This is a genomic window from Flavobacterium sp. N3904 (assembly GCF_025947305.1).
Lineage (GTDB): Bacteria > Bacteroidota > Bacteroidia > Flavobacteriales > Flavobacteriaceae > Flavobacterium.
The window spans coordinates 155887-173586 of the sequence record NZ_CP110009.1; the positions used below are offsets into that span (position 1 = coordinate 155887).

Consider the following 17700-nt stretch of genomic DNA (forward strand, 5'->3'; position numbering starts at 1 on the left):
TAACCCTTTTAGAGTTCGAAACTCTAAAAGGGTTAATTACTTTAAAACAAGTTTTTTTACTTCACAAACTCAACTGCCTTAGCCAAAGCCTCAGCAATTCCATCAGCATTTTTCCCTCCGGCGGTTGCGAAGAACGGTTGTCCTCCTCCTCCTCCTTGAATGTATTTTCCTAATTCACGAACAACTTGACCTGCGTTTAATTTTTTGTCAGCCACCAATTCTTTAGAAATATAACAAGACAACGTCGGTTTTCCTGCTTCGGCAGTTGCCAAAACCAAGAATATATTCGTGCCCAAAGTTCCCAATTCATAAGCCAAGTCTTTGGCACCTTCCGGACTCAAATCAACTTGTTTGGCTAGGAACTGAATTCCGTTGATCTCTTGCAATTCCTGAGCCAATTCGCCTTTCATATTTTTGGCTTTATCTTTCAATAAAACTTCCAATTGTTTTTTCAAAGAAGTATTTTCGTCTTGAAGTGTTTGAATCGCTTTTACTGGATCAACAGCGTTCTTCAACACTTCTTTGATCTCATAAAATGAAAGCAACTGGGACTCAAAGAAATCTTTGGCTGCATCGCTGGTAATAGCTTCTATACGTCGGATTCCAGCCGCAACTGCACCTTCGGATACAATTTTAAAATGCCAAATATCACTTGTGTTTGGAACGTGCGTTCCGCCACATAACTCTACCGAATCACCATATTTTATCATTCGAACCAAATCACCGTATTTCTCTCCAAACAAAGCAATAGCGCCTTCTTCAATTGCCTGGTCTTTTGGAATTGCTCTTTTTTCAATCAAAGGTAAGCTTTCGCGAATTCTGGCATTTACAAAATCCTCCACTTCTTTAATTTCATCATCGGTAACTTTAGAAAAATGAGAAAAGTCAAATCGTAATGAAGCCGAACGCACCATCGATCCTTTTTGCTCAATATGAGTACCCAACACTTTTCGCAATCCTTGGTGCAACAAGTGCGTTGCCGTATGATTCGAAGAAGTTTTTGCTCTTTGATTTTCATCCACAATAGCAGTAAAACTATCTGTCAAATTATTAGGCAACGATTTAGTAAGGTGTATCGTTTGATTATTTTCTTTTTTGGTATCAATAATATAGATAATGTCTCCGTTTTGGGCTTCCAGATATCCTTTATCCCCTGTTTGTCCCCCACTTTCACCATAAAAAGGTGTAGAATTGAAGACCAACTGATAAATTTCACCGTCTTTCACACTGTCTACTCTTCGGTATTTAGTGATTTTAACATTGTGTTTCAATCGGTCATAACCCACAAATTCCTGAACGTCGTCTTCAACCAAAACATTCCAGTCTCCTGCGGTAACTTTAGAAGCCGCACGAGAACGCTCCTTTTGCAATTGCAATTGTTCCTGAAATCCTTTTTCGTCCAATTCCAATCCTTTTTCAGACAGAATCAAAGCAGTTAAATCAATTGGAAAACCATAAGTGTCATACAATTCAAATGCTTTTTTACCATCAATTACAGTTCCGGAATTGGTATTAATCACAGCATCCAACAACACCAATCCTTGATCCAATGTTCTCAAGAAAGAACTTTCTTCCTCCCGAATCACATTCGAACACAAGGCTTTTTGAGAGCGAATTTCAGGAAATGAACCTCCCATTTGAGCACTTAAAGTGTCAACTAATCTATATATAAAAGGCTCTTTGGTATCTAGGAAAGTAAAACCGTAACGAATCGCACGACGCAAAATTCTACGAATTACATAACCAGCGCCCGTGTTCGATGGCAACTGACCATCGGCAATGGCAAAAGCAACTGCACGCACGTGATCTGCAATTACACGAATCGCGATATTTACTTTTTCTTCAGCTTCGTCTTTCGCTTTAATGGTATATTTAGTACCGGTAATCGTTTCAATTTCTCTGATTAGCGGTGTAAAAATATCGGCATCATAATTTGATTGAACCCCTTGCAAAACCATACAAAGACGCTCAAATCCCATTCCCGTATCCACGTGTTGAGCAGGCAATTTTTCTAAAGAACCATCGGCTTTACGATTGAACTCCATAAATACATTGTTCCAAATCTCCACCACGTGCGGATGATCGTTATTCACCAAAGATTTTCCTGAAACCAAAGCTTTTTCTTCAGCAGAACGAATATCAACGTGAATTTCAGAACAAGGTCCGCAAGGTCCCTGGTCACCCATTTCCCAGAAATTATCTTTCTTGTTTCCAAGAATAATTCGGTCTTCATCTATCAACGTTTTCCAAATATCCCAAGCTTCTTGATCAAAAGGCACATTCTCATCAGGATTCCCTTCAAAAACAGAAACATACAGAATGTCTTTCGGAATTTTATACACCTCAGTCAATAATTCCCATGCCCAGTGAATCGCCTCTTTCTTGAAATAATCGCCAAAAGACCAGTTCCCCAACATTTCAAACATCGTGTGGTGATAGGTATCAATCCCCACTTCCTCCAGGTCATTATGCTTTCCGGAAACACGAAGACATTTTTGTGTATCGGCAATTCTCTTGCTTTTTGGCGTTCCAAGGCCCAAAAAATACTCTTTAAACTGCGCCATTCCCGAGTTGTTAAACATCAAGGTTGGATCATCCTTAAGAACAATAGGTGCAGATGGAACAATTAAATGCCCTTTACTTTCAAAAAAATCTAAAAATTGTTTACGTACGTCTTGTGATTTCATTTTTGCTGTATATTCAGTAATTTGTTGAATTATTATTTATTATTTTATCTAAACCTTATTTTAATCATCCTTTGGGCGTGCCACCATTAGAAAAAGGAGCCAAATTAAGCAACCGTATATTCGGCTCCTTTCTCTAATGCTGTCGGGCTATACGCGCTACTTTGGTAGCTAGCTTCTATCCCTCACGCGAACTCGTTATACCAAGAACTATATTTTAAATAAAGTTATATTTAAAAAAAAAGAGCCGAACATCTGAAACATTTATTAAATTTGTTCGACTTACCTTTAACTAATTTGCAAAAATAGGGTATTTTAAAATATGGCGAAAGTAAAATATTATTACGATTCCGTAAATCTGGCATATAGAAAGATAAAAATCAGAAAAAGGAGAAAAGTTGGCTTTGCAGTTCTGTTTTTATTGGCATCAGCTATTTTTGGATTCCTTACCTTCATCATATTACTGAACACTCCTTATTTTGACACACCAAAAGACCGTTTACTGGCTAGGGAAATCGAAAATTTAAAATTAAATTACGCTATTTTAAACAAAAAAATGGATGAAGTAGATGAAGTAATGGAAGATATTGAAGATAGGGACAACAATTTATATCGCGTTTATTTTAATACCGCCGCCATTCCAGAAGAACAGAGAAAAGCAGGCTATTCTAAAATAAACCGTTATGCAGCCTTACAAGGCTACAACAATTCAAAATTGGTGACCAGCACCACCGAAAGAGTAGACGCATTGAGTAAAGAATTAGCCATTCAATCCAAATCATTGGATGAAATAGTAAAATTAGCCGAGGCCAAAAGCAAACTGCTTTCTGCAATTCCAGCGATTCAACCGGTAAAAAATGAAAATTTAAAACATATGGCATCAGGCTTCGGGTATCGAACAGACCCATTTACAAAGGCCAGAAAAATGCATGAAGGAATGGATTTTACAGCCAAAACAGGAACTCCAATTTATGCCACGGGCGACGGAGTTGTAGCAAGAGCAGACAACACTGCTTCTGGATTTGGCAATCACATTGTAATTAGACACGGCTACGGATATGAAACATTATATGCCCATTTAAGCAAATACAATTGCAGACCTGGAAAATCGATAAAACGGGGAGATATTATAGGATATGTTGGCAGCACAGGACGTTCTGAAGCACCACATTTGCATTACGAAGTACACAAAAACGGAAAAGTGGTCAATCCGCTTAATTTTTATTATGGCAATATTTCGGCAGTAGAATACGTTGCTATTTCAAAAATAGCCAATCAAGAGAATCAATCGCTGGATTAATTTAGAAAAGTATTCAGTGTTCCGTTAAATAGTAATCAGTACTAGGAGACTATAAAAAGTGTTCAGAAAAAAAAAAACAAAAATGCATATTGAACTTTCAAAAGACAAAAGATACTACAGCATAGGCGAAGTCGCCAAAGCATTTGATGTAAACGCTTCCCTGATTCGTTTTTGGGATAGTGAATTTGACATTCTGAAACCGAAGAAAAATGCTAAAGGAAACAGAATGTTTACTCCAGAAGACATCAAGAACCTGCAGCTTATTTATCATTTGGTCAAAGAAAGAGGATTTACACTCGAGGGTGCGAAAACCCATTTGAAAGAAGGTCAAAAGAAAATAATGGATAAATTTGAAATTATTACTAAATTAGAATCCATAAAAATGCAATTAATTAGTATTAAAAACGAATTATAAAACAATACATTAAAACAACAAACAAACTTTAAATTAAACAATCATGAAAAGATTTTTGCCTTGGATTATCGGAATTGGAGTAATAATAGTCATTGCTTTTTGGGTAATGGGATTAAAGAACACAGCGTTGCGCTATAGCCAAAATGTTGGCAAAGAATGGGGAAATGTTGATGCCGCCTATCAAAGAAGAAATGATTTAATTGGAAATTTGGTAAACACAGTAAAAGGTGCTGCCGATTTTGAAAAAAGTACTTTGACCGCAGTTATTGAAGCCAGAGCCAAAGCTACGGCAGTTACCGTTGACCCAACCAATATTTCACCAGAACAATTAAGCGCTTTCAGCAATGCGCAATCCGGAGTATCCTCTTCATTATCCAGATTATTGGTAAGTGTAGAAAGATATCCTGAATTGAAAGCAAATGCTAACTTCTTAAAATTACAAGATGAATTGGCTAGCACAGAAAATCAAATTTTAACAGCAAGAACACGTTTCAATGAATCTGTAGAAGTCTATAACGGTTATGTTTTGGCAATGCCACAAAGCTTTTTCTTAGGAAATTACAAAGAAAAACCTTTCTTCAAATCTGTTGAAGGCGCAGACAAACCTGTTGAAGTAAAATTCTAAAAAAACTGAACCCCGCCATGGCGGGGTTTTTAAAAATTATACGATGTCAAAAGTAGAAGATTTTTTAAGCAAAGAAGACGAACAAGAAATTGTGGAAGCTATTCGAATAGCCGAGAAAAACACTTCTGGCGAGATTCGAGTTCATATCGAAAAAACAACTTCACAGGATGCGTATGATCGCGCCTTGGAAGTTTTTCATGAATTAAAAATGGATGAAACCGAATTGCAGAATGGTGTTTTAATTTATATGGCTGTCGAAGACAAAACGTTTGTGATTTGTGGAGACAAAGGGATAAATGACATTGTTGAAGCTGATTTTTGGAACTGTACTAGAGATGTAATGGTTACTCAATTCAAACAAAACAAATTCAAACAAGGTCTTGTTGACGGAATTTTAAGAGCTGGAGAACAACTCAAAAAACACTTCCCGTGGCAAGAAGGTGATACCAACGAATTATCAAACGAAATATCAAAAGGATAACTAATGGAAATTCCAACAAAGAAAAAATCAAATTCCAAAGGAATTTTTAAATTCGCTTTCTTATTCATTGTACTTTTTTCAAGTAATTGCATCTTCTCACAATTTACAATTCCCGAGAAACCTAGTTTTCAAACTTCGGTTTATGACTATGCCAATATTTTGAGTCCGGAGGAAAAAGCACAACTCGAAGAAAAACTCATCAAATATTCCGATTCTACAACTACACAAATCGTTGTGATTACCATTGAAAGTCTCAAAAATGAAGATGTTAGCCTATTAGCAACTAAATGGGGCCAAACATGGGGAATCGGCGGAACAGAGAAAGATGATAATGGGGTTGTCATTCTTGTGGCCAAAGACGAAAGAAAAATAGCCATCAATCCTGGTTATGGCCTTGAAGATCGATTAACTGCAGGAATAGGTGGCGAAATAATAAGAAACATTATCATTCCAGAATTCAAAGCAGGCAGCTATTATAAAGGACTTGACAAAGGTGCAGATGCTATTTTTGATGTTTTCAAAGGCAAATACAAAGGGGAGCGTAAACAAACCAAAGGAAAAAGCTTTCCAATTTTCCCAATCATCGTTATTGTTGTAATCCTTATATTTTTATTTTCAAGAAATAAAGGAGGCGGAAGCGGAAATTCCGGCAATCGAGGTGGTGGAATTGGTCCTAGCCTACTCGATGTAATCATCTTAAGCAGTCTCGGAAGAGGTGGTGGAGGTGGTTTTGGAGGATCTTCAGGCGGAGGTGGCTTCGGCGGTGGTTTTGGCGGCGGTGGTTTCTCTGGTGGCGGATCTAGCGGAGGTTGGTAATTTCTAAAATGATATATAAAAAACCTAATGCAGTTCCCTAAATCCCTTTTTTTTACGCTAATGATTAGCTCCGTTTTGTTTGCTCAAACCGAGAAAACAGTTATTCACCAGAGTATGCTTTGGACCCGTTATTACAACATACTCAATTTAAATGAAAAGTGGTCAATCCATTCCGAAATAGAAAATAGAATCTTTACAGACCCTATAAAAGAAAGTTCTATAGATGTTCGTTTTCAAGGGAGATATAAACTAAATGAGTTCCTAGAAATGGGGGCTGGTTTGGCTTATTTTGTTAACCCAACAGATATCCCCAATACCAATGATAAATTTTATATTGGAGATTATCGTCTTCAGCAAGACATTATTTTAAAACAAAATATTGGTTCGTATGGTATTAGCAATCGTTTACAACTGGACGAACGATGGATTGAAAATTCAAACAAGCAAGGATTAACATCCGGAACAACGCTAAATTTAAGACTTAGATATCGATTTCAAGTAGATCATGTTTTTTGGAAAAAAGAGGCGAAATATTTCAAAGGAATTATATACGATGAAATCATGTTCAACATTGATCATAATGTCGTTTACAATACCTTTGACCAAAATCGAATTTATATTGCGGGTCAAATGGGATTTAATAAATCACTATCTTTAGAACTCGGTTATATGAAAGCTTTTCAACAACGACCAAATGGATATGAATATTTAGATCGAGATATCATACGGATTACTTTTTATCAAAAATTAAATTTGTAGCACTTTAAAAAGAAACTATATTTGATTTTCTAATATTTAAATAAAAAATGATATATTAGTTTTTTTTATATTTACCACCAAACAGTAATCAACAAAAATGTTATCACACAAGACCAAATACGCTCTTAAGGCACTTCTTTATTTAGCACAACAAGACGAAAATCATATTTCAAGAACCATTGAGATTGCTGAAGGAGCCTCTATACCCAAAAAGTTTTTGGAGCAAATTCTTTTGGATCTAAAAAGAGGTCATTTTGTTGGCAGCAAACAAGGTAAATATGGAGGATATTATCTTTTAAAAGACAAAGAAACTATTACTTTGGCCGATATTCATCGTTTATTTGACGGCGCAATTGCACTACTTCCCTGTGCATCACTGAATTTTTACGAGCGTTGTTCAGATTGCGAAAACGAGTCGGAATGTACATTAAGACACGGATTATTAGCCATTCGTGATGAAACTTTGAAAGCAATGCAAGGGATTACAATCGCCTCATTGGTCAAAAAATAAAAAAATATTTTTTAAACTATACTACTTTAATAGAATTTATATATATTTGCCTCGAGTTTAACGTATGATTAACAATAAAAAATTAAACAATGCAAACGAATCGAAGTCAAAACAATGATGTCAGGACAACAAATCTTTTAAATACAGAAAAAAATAGTATCAAAATGTACTGTATGTGTATGTGCTAGTTTATTTAAAAAAAATTTATTTAAAACTCTACTAATTACATATAACATACATAATAATGAGAACTATTTATACAAAAACAATTACAACTATAGTATTCGTATTTATTCTAACTTCTTCATTTGCACAAAGCAAAATAGAAGGCATACTAACAAACAGTCAAAAAACACCGATAGAAGGAGCCAATGTCGTTATAAAAGGCACAAAATACAACACTACTTCGGATGCTTTTGGAAAGTTTTCTATAGAAACCCAAGAGAAATTACCCGTTACATTATTAATCCAATACGCTGGTTATAAAACAAAAGAAATTACAATAAACAAGCTATTGGATGCTCCGTTAGAAATACAAATCAACGATGAAAATGCGCTAGCAGAAGTTGTCGTAACCTCTAGACGCCGCATAGAAAAACTACAAAATATTCCTATACCAATTACTGTTGTGAGTGGCGCACAAGCCGATCAGGCAAGTGCATTCAATGTGAATCGATTGAAAGAATTGATTCCATCGGTACAGTTATATTCCTCCAATCCAAGAAATACAGGAATCAACATTCGTGGTCTTGGTTCTCCATTTGGACTTACCAATGATGGTATTGACCCAGGAGTTGGCTTTTATGTTGATGGTGTGTACTATGCTCGTCCTGCTGCGACAACTTTAGACTTTATCGATATAGAACAAATTGAAGTATTACGTGGCCCGCAAGGAACCTTGTATGGCAAGAATACAACAGCTGGAACCTTTAACATAAAAACAAAAAAACCAAGTTTTACAACTGGTGCCAACTTTGAAGTGAGTTATGGTAATTATGGTTTTCTTCAAGCAAAAACTTCTATTACAGGAGCTTTGGCTAAAAACTTAGCCGGTCGATTGTCCTTTTCGGGTACTCAACGTGATGGTTTAATAGAAAATATTGTAACGGGTAGATATGTTAATGAATTGAATAATCAAGGCTTTCGTGGTCAGTTGCTATTTACTCCATCAGAGAGCATTGATATAACATTATCCGCAGATTATACTAGCCAGAAACCAGATGGATATGCGCAAGTTATTGCTGGTGTTGCTCCAACACAACGTGCTGCCTACCGTCAATTTTATGCAATTATTGCCGACTTAAATTACACTCTTCCAACAACAAATGCATTTGACAGAATAATTGACCATGACACTCCATGGCGTTCGGAGCAACAATTGGGTGGAGCATCCCTTAATGTTGAAGCAAAAATTGGAGAAGGAACACTTACCTCTACAACCGCTTGGCGTTTTTGGAAATGGAATCCTTCCAATGACAGAGATTTTACAGGTTTATCAGCTCTGGCAAAATCACAAGGTTTCTCCAAACAAGATCAATGGTCGCAAGAGGTGCGATATGCTGGAAATGTAACATCCTCTTTGAGTGGTGTGATTGGAGTCTATGCCTTTGGTCAAGAGGTTCAGTCAGATCCGCTACAAATTGAAGAATCGGGAGATGATCAATGGAGATTTGCTCAGAGTACAACTAGCCCATTATGGAAAACACCAGGCCTTTTGAATGGATATGGAATTAAAACCTATTCTGATTTAAATACTTTTAGCGGAGCTGTCTTTGGACAATTGGATTGGGCTATAACGGAACGTTTACACGTTTTACCTGGATTAAGATATAATTATGACCAGAAAAAAGTAGATTATAGCAGAGTAACTTATGGAGGCTTGCAAACGACTGATCCTGCATTAATTGCTATTCAGCAATCGGTTTACAGCAACCAGGCATTTAAAGCTGATGTTGATGACACTAACTTTTCAGGAAATTTAACTGTAGCATACAAAGTATCTGATCGTATTAATACTTATGCCACTTATGCAAAAAGTTTTAAACCTGTAGGTATGAATGTAGGCGGACTCCCTACACTTGCAGGTCTGCCAATACTAGAATTAGCAGTAGTCTTACCTGAAGAAGTAAACCATTATGAAATTGGTGTAAAAACGTCACCTTCTGCAAATTCAATTTTAAATTTAACCCTTTACGATACCGAAATTAAAAACTACCAAACTCAAGTTCAGAGTCCAGAACTAGGTGTAAACCGTGGATATCTTGCCAATGCAGCAGGAGTTCGTGTAAGAGGTGCAGAACTCGACGCTAGTATTTTTTTAAATAAACATTTAACTTTTAACGGAGCATTATCGTATACTGAAGGAATATATACCGATTTTAAAAATGCACCTTTACCATTAGAAGAAACTGGTGCAAAAATACCGTTGAAAGATATTTCGGGTAGCGATTTACCAGGTATTTCAAGATGGGCAGGAACTTTAGGCGGGGAGTACTCTGGTTCAGGAAAATTATTTGGAAACAATGGTAAATTCTTTGTAGGATTGGATGCCTTTTATCGTTCCGGATTTTCTTCAAGTCCAACACCATCTATTTATCTAGTTGTTCCGTCTTATGCATTATTTAATGCTCGTATTGGTTTTCGTGCCTCAGATGGGCTGTCTGTTTTCTTATGGAGCCGTAATATTTTTAACAAAGATTATTACGAACAACTATTGCCTGCAGGAGGAAATGCAGGTCAATATGCAGCTGTGTTAGGAGATCAAAGAACGTTCGGAATTACATTTCGTTATTCTTTATAATAAAATATTTAAAATTGAAAAAGTTGATACATAAATAACATTTGAAAGCAGAACTCTAAGATTCAAATCCTTAGAGTTCTTTTCAATTCTTTTCCATACTTTAATAGAAATTAAAATTTAACAAAGACATCCAATTTATTTTGGATTAAAAAACATTAAAAAAAATGAAAACATTCTCAAAAATAGTAGCAGCAATCATACTATTAGCAGCCATACTACCTACTAAAGTAGCTGCACAAGATCTATCAGGCAACATCAGTATTTCTGGAGCATTTGCCTTATACCCAATTACTGTAAAATGGGCCGAAGAATTCAAAAAAATTCACCCCAATGTCACAATTGACATACAAGCCGGCGGCGCAGGAAAAGGAATTACAGATGTATTGTCTAAAGTGACCGATATCGGATTGGTATCCCGTAATTTAAATCCCGCTGAATATAAAAAAGGAGCATTTGCCATTGCGGTTACAAAAGATGCTGTTATTCCAACCATAAGCGCAGCGAGTCCCTATAAAAAAGTAATCTACCAAAAAGGTATTAAGAAAGAAGCTTTCAACAATATCTTTATCACCGGTAAATATACTACTTGGAACTCTTTAGGTTTCAAAAGCACTGCTCCAATACATGTTTATACCCGATCTGATGCAGCAGGAGCTGCCGAAACTTGGGCTGGCTATTTTGGTAAAAAACAAGAAGACTTACTGGGGGTTGCCGTATTTGGAGATCCTGGATTGGCACAAGCGGTACAAAAAGATCCTGCTGGAATAGGATATAACAATATTGTATACATCTACGATACTAAAACCAACAAGCCAACAAATGGAATTGTTCCTGCTCCAATTGACCTAAACAACAATGGAAAATTAGATCCAGATGAAAACTTTTATGGAGATATAGATCAATTAATCGCAGCTATAGTGACTGGAAAATACCCATCGCCTCCTGCTAGAGATTTATATTTTGTAACGGTTGGAAAACCAACAAATCCTATTGTAAAAACATTTATAAAATACATCCTGACTGATGGTCAAAAATTTGTATCGGAAGCAGGATATATTAAACTTTCAAAAGAAAAACTGAAGAAAGAATTAACGAAAGTAAAATAACTCTTTTTCTAAATAAAACTTCCGCCCAAAAGCAAACACAAAAATCATGAGCGATTTATAAACTGTTTGTTGGGGCGGTTTACTATAATTAAATGAAAAATATAAGACTACTCAAAGACCGTTTCATAAGTAAAACGTTCTTGACACTAACCATCTTGTCAATATCTGTTGTTATATTGATCGGTTTAGGCTTGTTCTATAAATCAATCCCTATTTTAAACAGTACATCGCTTTATAATTTATTGTTCTCATCCGAGTGGAGACCTTTCAAAGAGGCCTTCGGATTTTATCCTTTTATAATTGGTACACTTTGGGTAACCGCAATTGCCATTATTATTGCCTTACCATTATCAATGCTGACCGCGATTTACCTTTCTGAATATGCACACGCACGTGTCCGAAAATTGGTTTTGCCATTGATCGAATTATTATCCGGTATTCCTCCTGTCCTTTTTGGCGTTTGGGGAGTTTTGATTATTGTCCCGTTAATTCAAGAAAAAATCGCACCCCATTTTATTGAATTCACTACTGGTTATTCTGTATTGGCAGGAGGAATTGTCCTAGCCATTATGATTTTCCCGCTAATCATCAGCATTCTGATGGAAGTATTTGACAATGTGCCTCAGGAATTAAGAGATGCCTCTTTGGCTTTGGGAGCAACAAAATGGCAAACCACCAAAAAAGTATTGCTTAGAAAATCGGTTGACGGAATTGTAGCGGCTGTTGTACTCGCTATTTCCAGAGCTTTTGGAGAAACTATTGCCGTATTAATGGTTTGCGGAAATTTGGCGCAAGTTCCACATAGTCTGTTCGATTCTGGTTATCCGTTGCCTGCCCTTATCGCCAATAATTATGGTGAAATGATGTCAATCCCGATGTACGATTCAGCACTTATGTTTGCCGCCCTACTCCTATTTGTCATTATATTTTTATTTAATGCCATTTCGAGAATCATTTTATTCAGAATTGAAAAAAGAAACAATTAATCTATATCAAAATGAGAAAAATAGAAGAAAATATATTCAAAGTTTTGATGATAGCCAGCACCATCATCATTAGCAGTACCTTGTTTATGATATTATACACCATTTTTTCAAAAGGTGTTGGTTCCCTGAGTTGGGATATGGTTTCAAAAATTCCCGAAGGCGGATTCTATATCGGCAAAGGCGGAGGAATTTTGAATGCTATAATCGGATCCGTTTATATCACGATAGGCTCAACGATTTTGGGGCTTTTAATTAGTATTCCAATTGTAATTTACATCAATGTCTACGCAAAAAAGAATGCAGCTTTAGCCAATATAACCCGTTTGAGTTATGACATTTTATTTGGAATCCCATCGATTGTTTACGGTGCCTTTGGATTTGCAATAATGGTTTATTTAGGATTGAAAACATCGCTGTTGGCAGGAATAATCACGGTTACTTTATTAATCATTCCAATATTGGTTCGCGCCATAGACGAAGTAGTAAGAGTTGTTCCAGAAGACATGAGTAATGCGGTATATTCCTTAGGAGGCACCCGTTATGAAACGGCAAAAATTTTACTAAGACAATCCATCCCCGGAATTATTACTGCCATATTGCTCTCTTTTGGAAGAGCTATTGGTGATGCGGCCTGTGTACTTTTTACGGCTGGTTTTACAGACAGTATTCCAACCTCTTTAAATCAACCGGCGGCGACTTTGCCGTTATCCATTTTCTTTCAACTCAGTAGCCCGATACAGGAAGTTCAAAACCGAGCCTATGCTGCAGCAGTTATCCTAACCATAATTGTTCTAATTATTAGTATCGCGGCAAAAATAGCCAGCAAAAACCTTTCAAAAAATAAAATATGATCATTCAACCTCACATAAGCATCCAGAATTTAAATGTTCACATTGGTGAAAACCACATTCTAAAGAATATTAACCTTGATATCCCAGACAAGAAAGTAACTTCACTAATTGGTCCTTCAGGTTGTGGAAAAACAACTCTTCTTAAAACCATGAACCGACTACTCGACCGTCAAAACGACGTACGTGTGGAGGGAAGAGTTTTGGTAGATGGCGAAAACATCTACGATCCAAAAGTGGAAGTTACCCACATTCGAAAAAAAATGGGGTTGCTTTCTCAAAGACCATTCCCATTGCCCATGAATATTTATGACAATATTGCTTACGGTCAACGCATTCATGGAAACCATAACAAAAGGGAGCTGGACGAAATAGTTGAGAAATACCTTCGCGGTGTTAATCTTTGGGACGAAGTCAAAGACAGACTAAAATCTCCTGCTACCCGATTGTCCATTGGGCAACAACAACGATTGTGTCTAGCCAGAGGACTGGCTATAGAGCCCGAAATTATTTTGGGAGACGAACCAACATCGGCCTTAGATCCGATTTCTACCCAAGCAATCGAGGAATTGTTTTTGCAGCTAAAAGACAAATACACTATCGTTTTGGTCACTCACATTCTGCGTCAGGCGCGAAGAGTATCAGACTATATCGGATTTGTCTATATGGGCGAAATTATAGAATTTGGCCCAACCGAAGAAATACTTTTGAACCCAAAAGAAAAACTGACTCAGGACTATGTAAAAGGTTTTTTGAGTTAGTAATGAAAAAAGGGGGCCTACCCTCAAAAGTGTGGGTTTTATCAAATAGAGAGTATCGTCAAAATAAAATATTAAAAAAAACCATTAAGGCATTAAGACTCATTAAGGTTACAATTGCTTAATGAATCTTAATGTCTTAATGGTTTAGAGTTTTAAATTTAATCTTAAATTTAAAAACCCACACAATTCGTGGTAGAACCAAAAAATTAAACGATTATGAGTACAGAAAAACTCAATTATACCTTACTTGATTTAATAAAATATTTTCTCAAACTGGGAACAACTGGTTTTGGAGGTCCAGTTGCCTTGGTTGGGTACATGCATCGGGACTTGGTTGAAGACAAAAAATGGATTAACGACTCCGATTTTAAAGAAGGATTGGCACTTTCGCAATTGGCACCAGGCCCTTTGGCGGCGCAATTGGGGATTTATATCGGCTTTGTACATTTTGGTGTTTTGGGTGCAACCTTATCAGGATTGGCCTTTGTGATTCCGTCATTCATAATGGTTGTTTTATTGGGTATTGCCTATCAGGCGTATGGCGGATTACCGTGGATGCAAGCTATTTTTTACGGTATTAGCGCAGCTGTAATAGGCATTATTGTTATGAGCTCCTATAAACTAACTGTCAAATCCATTAGCAAATTTGAAATTCCAGCCATCAAAAACAACTGGATTCTTTGGACATTTTACGTCGCCGCCATCATTCTCACGGCGGTAACCCAAAAAGAAGAACTGCTTTTATTTGTTGCTTTAGGTTTTATTTATATGGTTGTAAAAGCACATCCCGAATGGATTAAACGCCCAAAAACAGCCTCGTTTTTTTTCCTGACAACTGCCGGATTATCTACTGTTGACCTTGGAAAATTAGGAGAACTTGCCTGGTTTTTTATCAAAGCTGGTGCCTTTGTTTTTGGAAGCGGATTGGCCATTGTTCCGTTTTTGCATGCGGGAGTGGTCAATGAGCATCATTGGTTAACCGAAAATCAATTTGTAGATGCCGTAGCGGTAGCCATGATTACTCCAGGTCCGGTTGTAATAACGGTAGGGTTTATAGGCTATTTGGTTGGGGGTGTTACTGGAGCAACTATTGCCGCTTTAGGTGTTTTTCTTCCCTGTTATTTATTTACGGTAATTCCTGCTCCCTATTTCAAAAAAATATCGCAAAACAAAAGTATCAAAGCATTTGTCGACGGAATAACTGCCGGCATAATTGGGGCCTTAGTAGGAGCCGTAATTGTAATTGCCCTTAGGACCATTGTTGATATACCCACGGCACTGATTGCTATAGGTACCGTGCTTATTCTCATTTACGTCAAAAAAATACAGGAACCACACATTATAGTCATTGCAGCTCTTTTGGGCGTTTTACTTAAATTGGTTTAAGCCCATAAAAAAAGCGGATGTCAATGGCATCCGCTTTCCTATTATTTTTCTCTAATATAAATATCGATTGGCACTCCTGAGAAATCCCATTTTTCTCTAATTTTATTTTCAAGGTAACGTTTGTATGGCTCCTTAACGTATTGTGGCATGTTGGCAAAAAACACAAACTGAGGTGTTGGTGTTGGCAACTGCATACAATATTTAATTTTCACATATTTCCCTTTGGTTGCAGGTGGCGGATACGCTTCAATCACTTTCAACATAAATTCATTGAATTTCGATGTGGCAATATGTTGCTTTCTATTTTCAAAAACCTGAACAGTAGCTTCCAATGCTTTCAACAAACGCTGTTTGGTCAAAGCCGAAACAAAAAGAATAGGCACATCAGTAAATGGCATTAATTCTTTTTTGATTTTCTCTTCGTAATCACGGGTCGACATGGTATCTTTCTCTACCAAATCCCATTTGTTTACCAAGATCACAACTCCCTTACGGTTTTTCTCGGCCAACCAAAAAATACTTTGGTCCTGTCCTTCAAATCCACGGGTAGCGTCAATTACCAAAATACAAATGTCGGCATGCTCAATCGCACGAACCGAACGCATTACAGAGTAAAACTCCAAATCTTCTTTCACTTTCGCTTTACGACGAATACCCGCCGTATCGACCAAGTTGAATTCAAAACCAAAACGGTCAAACTTTGTATCAATAGCATCACGAGTAGTACCCGCAATATCAGTTACCATAAAACGTTCTTTACCAATCAAAGCATTGATAAAACTAGATTTTCCTGCATTAGGACGACCCACTACAGCAAAACGAGGCAAAACTACTTCTTCTTGAACCGGTTCTGGTTTCACCGGAAAAGCTTCAATTAAAGCATCCAATAAATCCCCAGTTCCACTTCCAGAAATACTCGCAAAAGTGTAATATTCTCCTAAACCAAGATTATAAAATTCCAGAGCGTCTTTTTCACGCATGGCATTGTCTACCTTATTCACCGCCAATAAAACAGGCTTAGTCACTTTACGCAACAAACGGGCAACAACATCATCCATTGGGGTAATCCCCTCTTCAACATCAACCACAAATATAATAACATCGGCTTCGTCGATAGCCAATTCTACTTGTTTGCGGATCTCACCTTCAAAAACATCATCCGATCCACGAACGTACCCACCTGTATCAATCACAGAAAACTCTTTTCCGTTCCACTCGCTTTTACCGTAGTTTCTATCTCTGGTAACTCCAGAAACTGAATCTACAATAGCTTCTCTTCTTTGTATCAGCCTATTAAAAAGGGTTGATTTCCCTACATTAGGTCTTCCTACTATCGCAACAATATTGTTCATAATATAAATTCAAATATTTATTTTCCCCGAATACTGCTTTCCAGTTTCGGGTTGCAAAGGTAGTGTTTAAAACCATGAATATCAATTTTTTTGGTATATTAGCACTACCTAATTCCCTTAACCGATTCATTTCTAAATTTATGGACACCAATAATGAGATCCGTTTGCGATTGCGATTCAACAAAGAAGTCAACCAGAACATAGATTCCCTACGCCAAAAATTCATACAATTTACCACCACCAATTCACCTGATTACTTTCTAAAAATAAGAGGCTACCATATCTGGATTAACATCAAAGGCCCCAAAAAAGCATATTGGTCACCTCATTTGCACCTCGAAATGGAATACAAAGACCAAAATGAAACCCACATTCGAGGTTTATTTGGCCCCGACCCTACTCTCTGGACATTATTTATGTTTCTCCATTTTATGATAGCAGGAACTTTCATTATTTTTTGCGGCATCGCCTACTCTGATTATATCTTAAAAACGTCAACAACAGGCGATTTTGTTGTAATGTCCCTTATGGTTTTTGCTTGGTTTTTGCTCTACGTCACCGCCAAACAAATCCGGAGCAACGGCGAAAAGCAAATGAACGATATAGAAAAGGTGTTTTTAGAAATATTAGAATCATAAAAAAAATTTGTCAATTCGTTTTTTACTTATTTTCTACATATTCTAAAATATCACCTGGCTGACAGTCCAACACTTTGCAAATAGCCTCCAAAGTAGTAAACCGAATAGCTTTTGCCTTTCCAGTCTTTAGTATTGAAAGGTTAGAAAGCGTCAAATCAACCTTTTCTGAAAGTTCGTTCAGCGACATTTTTCGCTTAGCCATCATAACATCTAAATTTACAATTATAGCCAT

The 17700-nt window shown here is 36.8% G+C and carries 17 protein-coding genes; 14 read left to right on the forward strand and 3 right to left on the reverse strand.

The window, feature by feature from the left end:
* Positions 1 to 56: 56 nt before the first annotated feature.
* Positions 57 to 2687 carry an alanine--tRNA ligase gene (gene alaS, locus OLM57_RS00720; protein WP_264565327.1) on the reverse strand — a complete coding sequence of 877 codons (2631 nt, stop codon included), beginning with the start codon at positions 2685 to 2687 and terminating at the stop codon, positions 57 to 59.
* 319 nt (positions 2688 to 3006) lie between these two features.
* On the opposite strand from alaS, the gene OLM57_RS00725 reads away from it, so the two are divergent.
* The 13 genes from OLM57_RS00725 to OLM57_RS00785 all read left to right on the forward strand — a co-directional run bounded on the left by OLM57_RS00725 (position 3007) and on the right by OLM57_RS00785 (position 15478).
* On the forward strand, positions 3007 to 3984 hold the full coding sequence (locus OLM57_RS00725) for a peptidoglycan DD-metalloendopeptidase family protein (protein ID WP_264565328.1): 978 nt from the start codon (positions 3007 to 3009) through the stop codon (positions 3982 to 3984).
* An 82-nt stretch (positions 3985 to 4066) separates the two neighbouring features.
* Entirely contained in the window at positions 4067 to 4399 is a 333-nt protein-coding gene (locus OLM57_RS00730; protein ID WP_264565329.1) for a MerR family transcriptional regulator, read from the forward strand.
* A gap of 43 nt (positions 4400 to 4442) precedes the next feature.
* Entirely contained in the window at positions 4443 to 5024 is a 582-nt protein-coding gene (locus OLM57_RS00735; protein WP_264565330.1) for a LemA family protein, read from the forward strand.
* Positions 5025 to 5067: 43 nt separating this feature from the next.
* Positions 5068 to 5505, forward strand: a complete 438-nt coding sequence (locus tag OLM57_RS00740; protein ID WP_264565331.1) for a TPM domain-containing protein — start codon at positions 5068 to 5070, stop codon at positions 5503 to 5505.
* A gap of 3 nt (positions 5506 to 5508) precedes the next feature.
* Complete coding sequence (locus OLM57_RS00745; RefSeq protein ID WP_264565332.1) at positions 5509 to 6321, forward strand: TPM domain-containing protein; 813 nt, start codon at positions 5509 to 5511, stop codon at positions 6319 to 6321.
* A 27-nt stretch (positions 6322 to 6348) separates the two neighbouring features.
* Positions 6349 to 7080, forward strand: a complete 732-nt coding sequence (locus OLM57_RS00750; RefSeq protein WP_264565333.1) for a DUF2490 domain-containing protein — start codon at positions 6349 to 6351, stop codon at positions 7078 to 7080.
* 97 nt (positions 7081 to 7177) lie between these two features.
* Positions 7178 to 7591: an RrF2 family transcriptional regulator gene (locus OLM57_RS00755; RefSeq protein ID WP_264565334.1), complete on the forward strand. Its 414-nt coding sequence runs from the start codon at positions 7178 to 7180 to the stop codon at positions 7589 to 7591.
* A 244-nt stretch (positions 7592 to 7835) separates the two neighbouring features.
* Positions 7836 to 10391 carry a TonB-dependent receptor gene (locus OLM57_RS00760; protein ID WP_264565335.1) on the forward strand — a complete coding sequence of 852 codons (2556 nt, stop codon included), beginning with the start codon at positions 7836 to 7838 and terminating at the stop codon, positions 10389 to 10391.
* A gap of 164 nt (positions 10392 to 10555) precedes the next feature.
* Positions 10556 to 11497 (forward strand): PstS family phosphate ABC transporter substrate-binding protein, encoded by a 942-nt coding sequence (locus OLM57_RS00765; protein WP_264565336.1) that lies wholly within the window; start codon positions 10556 to 10558, stop codon positions 11495 to 11497.
* A 92-nt stretch (positions 11498 to 11589) separates the two neighbouring features.
* A complete protein-coding gene (pstC, locus tag OLM57_RS00770) occupies positions 11590 to 12483 on the forward strand; it encodes a phosphate ABC transporter permease subunit PstC (RefSeq protein WP_264565337.1) in 894 nt (297 codons plus the stop codon).
* A gap of 11 nt (positions 12484 to 12494) precedes the next feature.
* Positions 12495 to 13334 (forward strand): phosphate ABC transporter permease PstA, encoded by an 840-nt coding sequence (gene pstA, locus OLM57_RS00775; protein WP_264565338.1) that lies wholly within the window; start codon positions 12495 to 12497, stop codon positions 13332 to 13334.
* Positions 13331 to 14092, forward strand: coding sequence for a phosphate ABC transporter ATP-binding protein PstB (gene pstB / locus OLM57_RS00780; RefSeq protein ID WP_264565339.1), 762 nt, complete (start codon positions 13331 to 13333; stop codon positions 14090 to 14092). Before pstA ends, pstB begins: the two co-directional genes overlap by 4 nt.
* Positions 14093 to 14308: 216 nt before the next feature.
* Positions 14309 to 15478 carry a chromate transporter gene (locus OLM57_RS00785; protein ID WP_264565340.1) on the forward strand — a complete coding sequence of 390 codons (1170 nt, stop codon included), beginning with the start codon at positions 14309 to 14311 and terminating at the stop codon, positions 15476 to 15478.
* Positions 15479 to 15519: 41 nt separating this feature from the next.
* Here OLM57_RS00785 and der read toward each other — a convergent pair whose 3' ends face one another.
* Positions 15520 to 16830: a ribosome biogenesis GTPase Der gene (der, locus tag OLM57_RS00790; protein ID WP_264565341.1), complete on the reverse strand. Its 1311-nt coding sequence runs from the start codon at positions 16828 to 16830 to the stop codon at positions 15520 to 15522.
* Between the two features lie 74 nt (positions 16831 to 16904).
* On the opposite strand from der, the gene OLM57_RS00795 reads away from it, so the two are divergent.
* Positions 16905 to 17468, forward strand: coding sequence for a hypothetical protein (locus OLM57_RS00795; protein ID WP_264565342.1), 564 nt, complete (start codon positions 16905 to 16907; stop codon positions 17466 to 17468).
* 22 nt (positions 17469 to 17490) lie between these two features.
* On the opposite strand, the gene OLM57_RS00800 is transcribed toward OLM57_RS00795, so the two are convergent.
* The gene (locus OLM57_RS00800; RefSeq protein ID WP_264565343.1) at positions 17491 to 17700 is read right to left on the reverse strand and encodes a helix-turn-helix domain-containing protein; all 210 of its coding nucleotides are present in this window, start codon (positions 17698 to 17700) and stop codon (positions 17491 to 17493) included.

Excerpts from the sequence above, each read along its gene's own strand:
- alaS (WP_264565327.1), bottom strand. The coding sequence starts at position 2,687 with ATGAAATCACAAGACGTACGTAAACAATTTTTAGATTTTTTTGAAAGT.
- OLM57_RS00740 (WP_264565331.1), top strand. The coding sequence starts at position 5,068 with ATGTCAAAAGTAGAAGATTTTTTAAGCAAAGAAGACGAACAAGAAATT.
- pstB (WP_264565339.1), top strand. The coding sequence starts at position 13,331 with ATGATCATTCAACCTCACATAAGCATCCAGAATTTAAATGTTCACATT.
- OLM57_RS00750 (WP_264565333.1), top strand. The coding sequence starts at position 6,349 with ATGCAGTTCCCTAAATCCCTTTTTTTTACGCTAATGATTAGCTCCGTT.
- pstA (WP_264565338.1), top strand. The coding sequence starts at position 12,495 with ATGAGAAAAATAGAAGAAAATATATTCAAAGTTTTGATGATAGCCAGC.
- OLM57_RS00760 (WP_264565335.1), top strand. The coding sequence starts at position 7,836 with ATGAGAACTATTTATACAAAAACAATTACAACTATAGTATTCGTATTT.
- OLM57_RS00735 (WP_264565330.1), top strand. The coding sequence starts at position 4,443 with ATGAAAAGATTTTTGCCTTGGATTATCGGAATTGGAGTAATAATAGTC.
- pstC (WP_264565337.1), top strand. The coding sequence starts at position 11,590 with ATGAAAAATATAAGACTACTCAAAGACCGTTTCATAAGTAAAACGTTC.
- OLM57_RS00765 (WP_264565336.1), top strand. The coding sequence starts at position 10,556 with ATGAAAACATTCTCAAAAATAGTAGCAGCAATCATACTATTAGCAGCC.
- OLM57_RS00755 (WP_264565334.1), top strand. The coding sequence starts at position 7,178 with ATGTTATCACACAAGACCAAATACGCTCTTAAGGCACTTCTTTATTTA.
- OLM57_RS00745 (WP_264565332.1), top strand. The coding sequence starts at position 5,509 with ATGGAAATTCCAACAAAGAAAAAATCAAATTCCAAAGGAATTTTTAAA.
- OLM57_RS00800 (WP_264565343.1), bottom strand. The coding sequence starts at position 17,700 with ATGGCTATAATTGTAAATTTAGATGTTATGATGGCTAAGCGAAAAATG.
- der (WP_264565341.1), bottom strand. The coding sequence starts at position 16,830 with ATGAACAATATTGTTGCGATAGTAGGAAGACCTAATGTAGGGAAATCA.
- OLM57_RS00730 (WP_264565329.1), top strand. The coding sequence starts at position 4,067 with ATGCATATTGAACTTTCAAAAGACAAAAGATACTACAGCATAGGCGAA.
- OLM57_RS00785 (WP_264565340.1), top strand. The coding sequence starts at position 14,309 with ATGAGTACAGAAAAACTCAATTATACCTTACTTGATTTAATAAAATAT.
- OLM57_RS00725 (WP_264565328.1), top strand. The coding sequence starts at position 3,007 with ATGGCGAAAGTAAAATATTATTACGATTCCGTAAATCTGGCATATAGA.
- OLM57_RS00795 (WP_264565342.1), top strand. The coding sequence starts at position 16,905 with ATGAATATCAATTTTTTTGGTATATTAGCACTACCTAATTCCCTTAAC.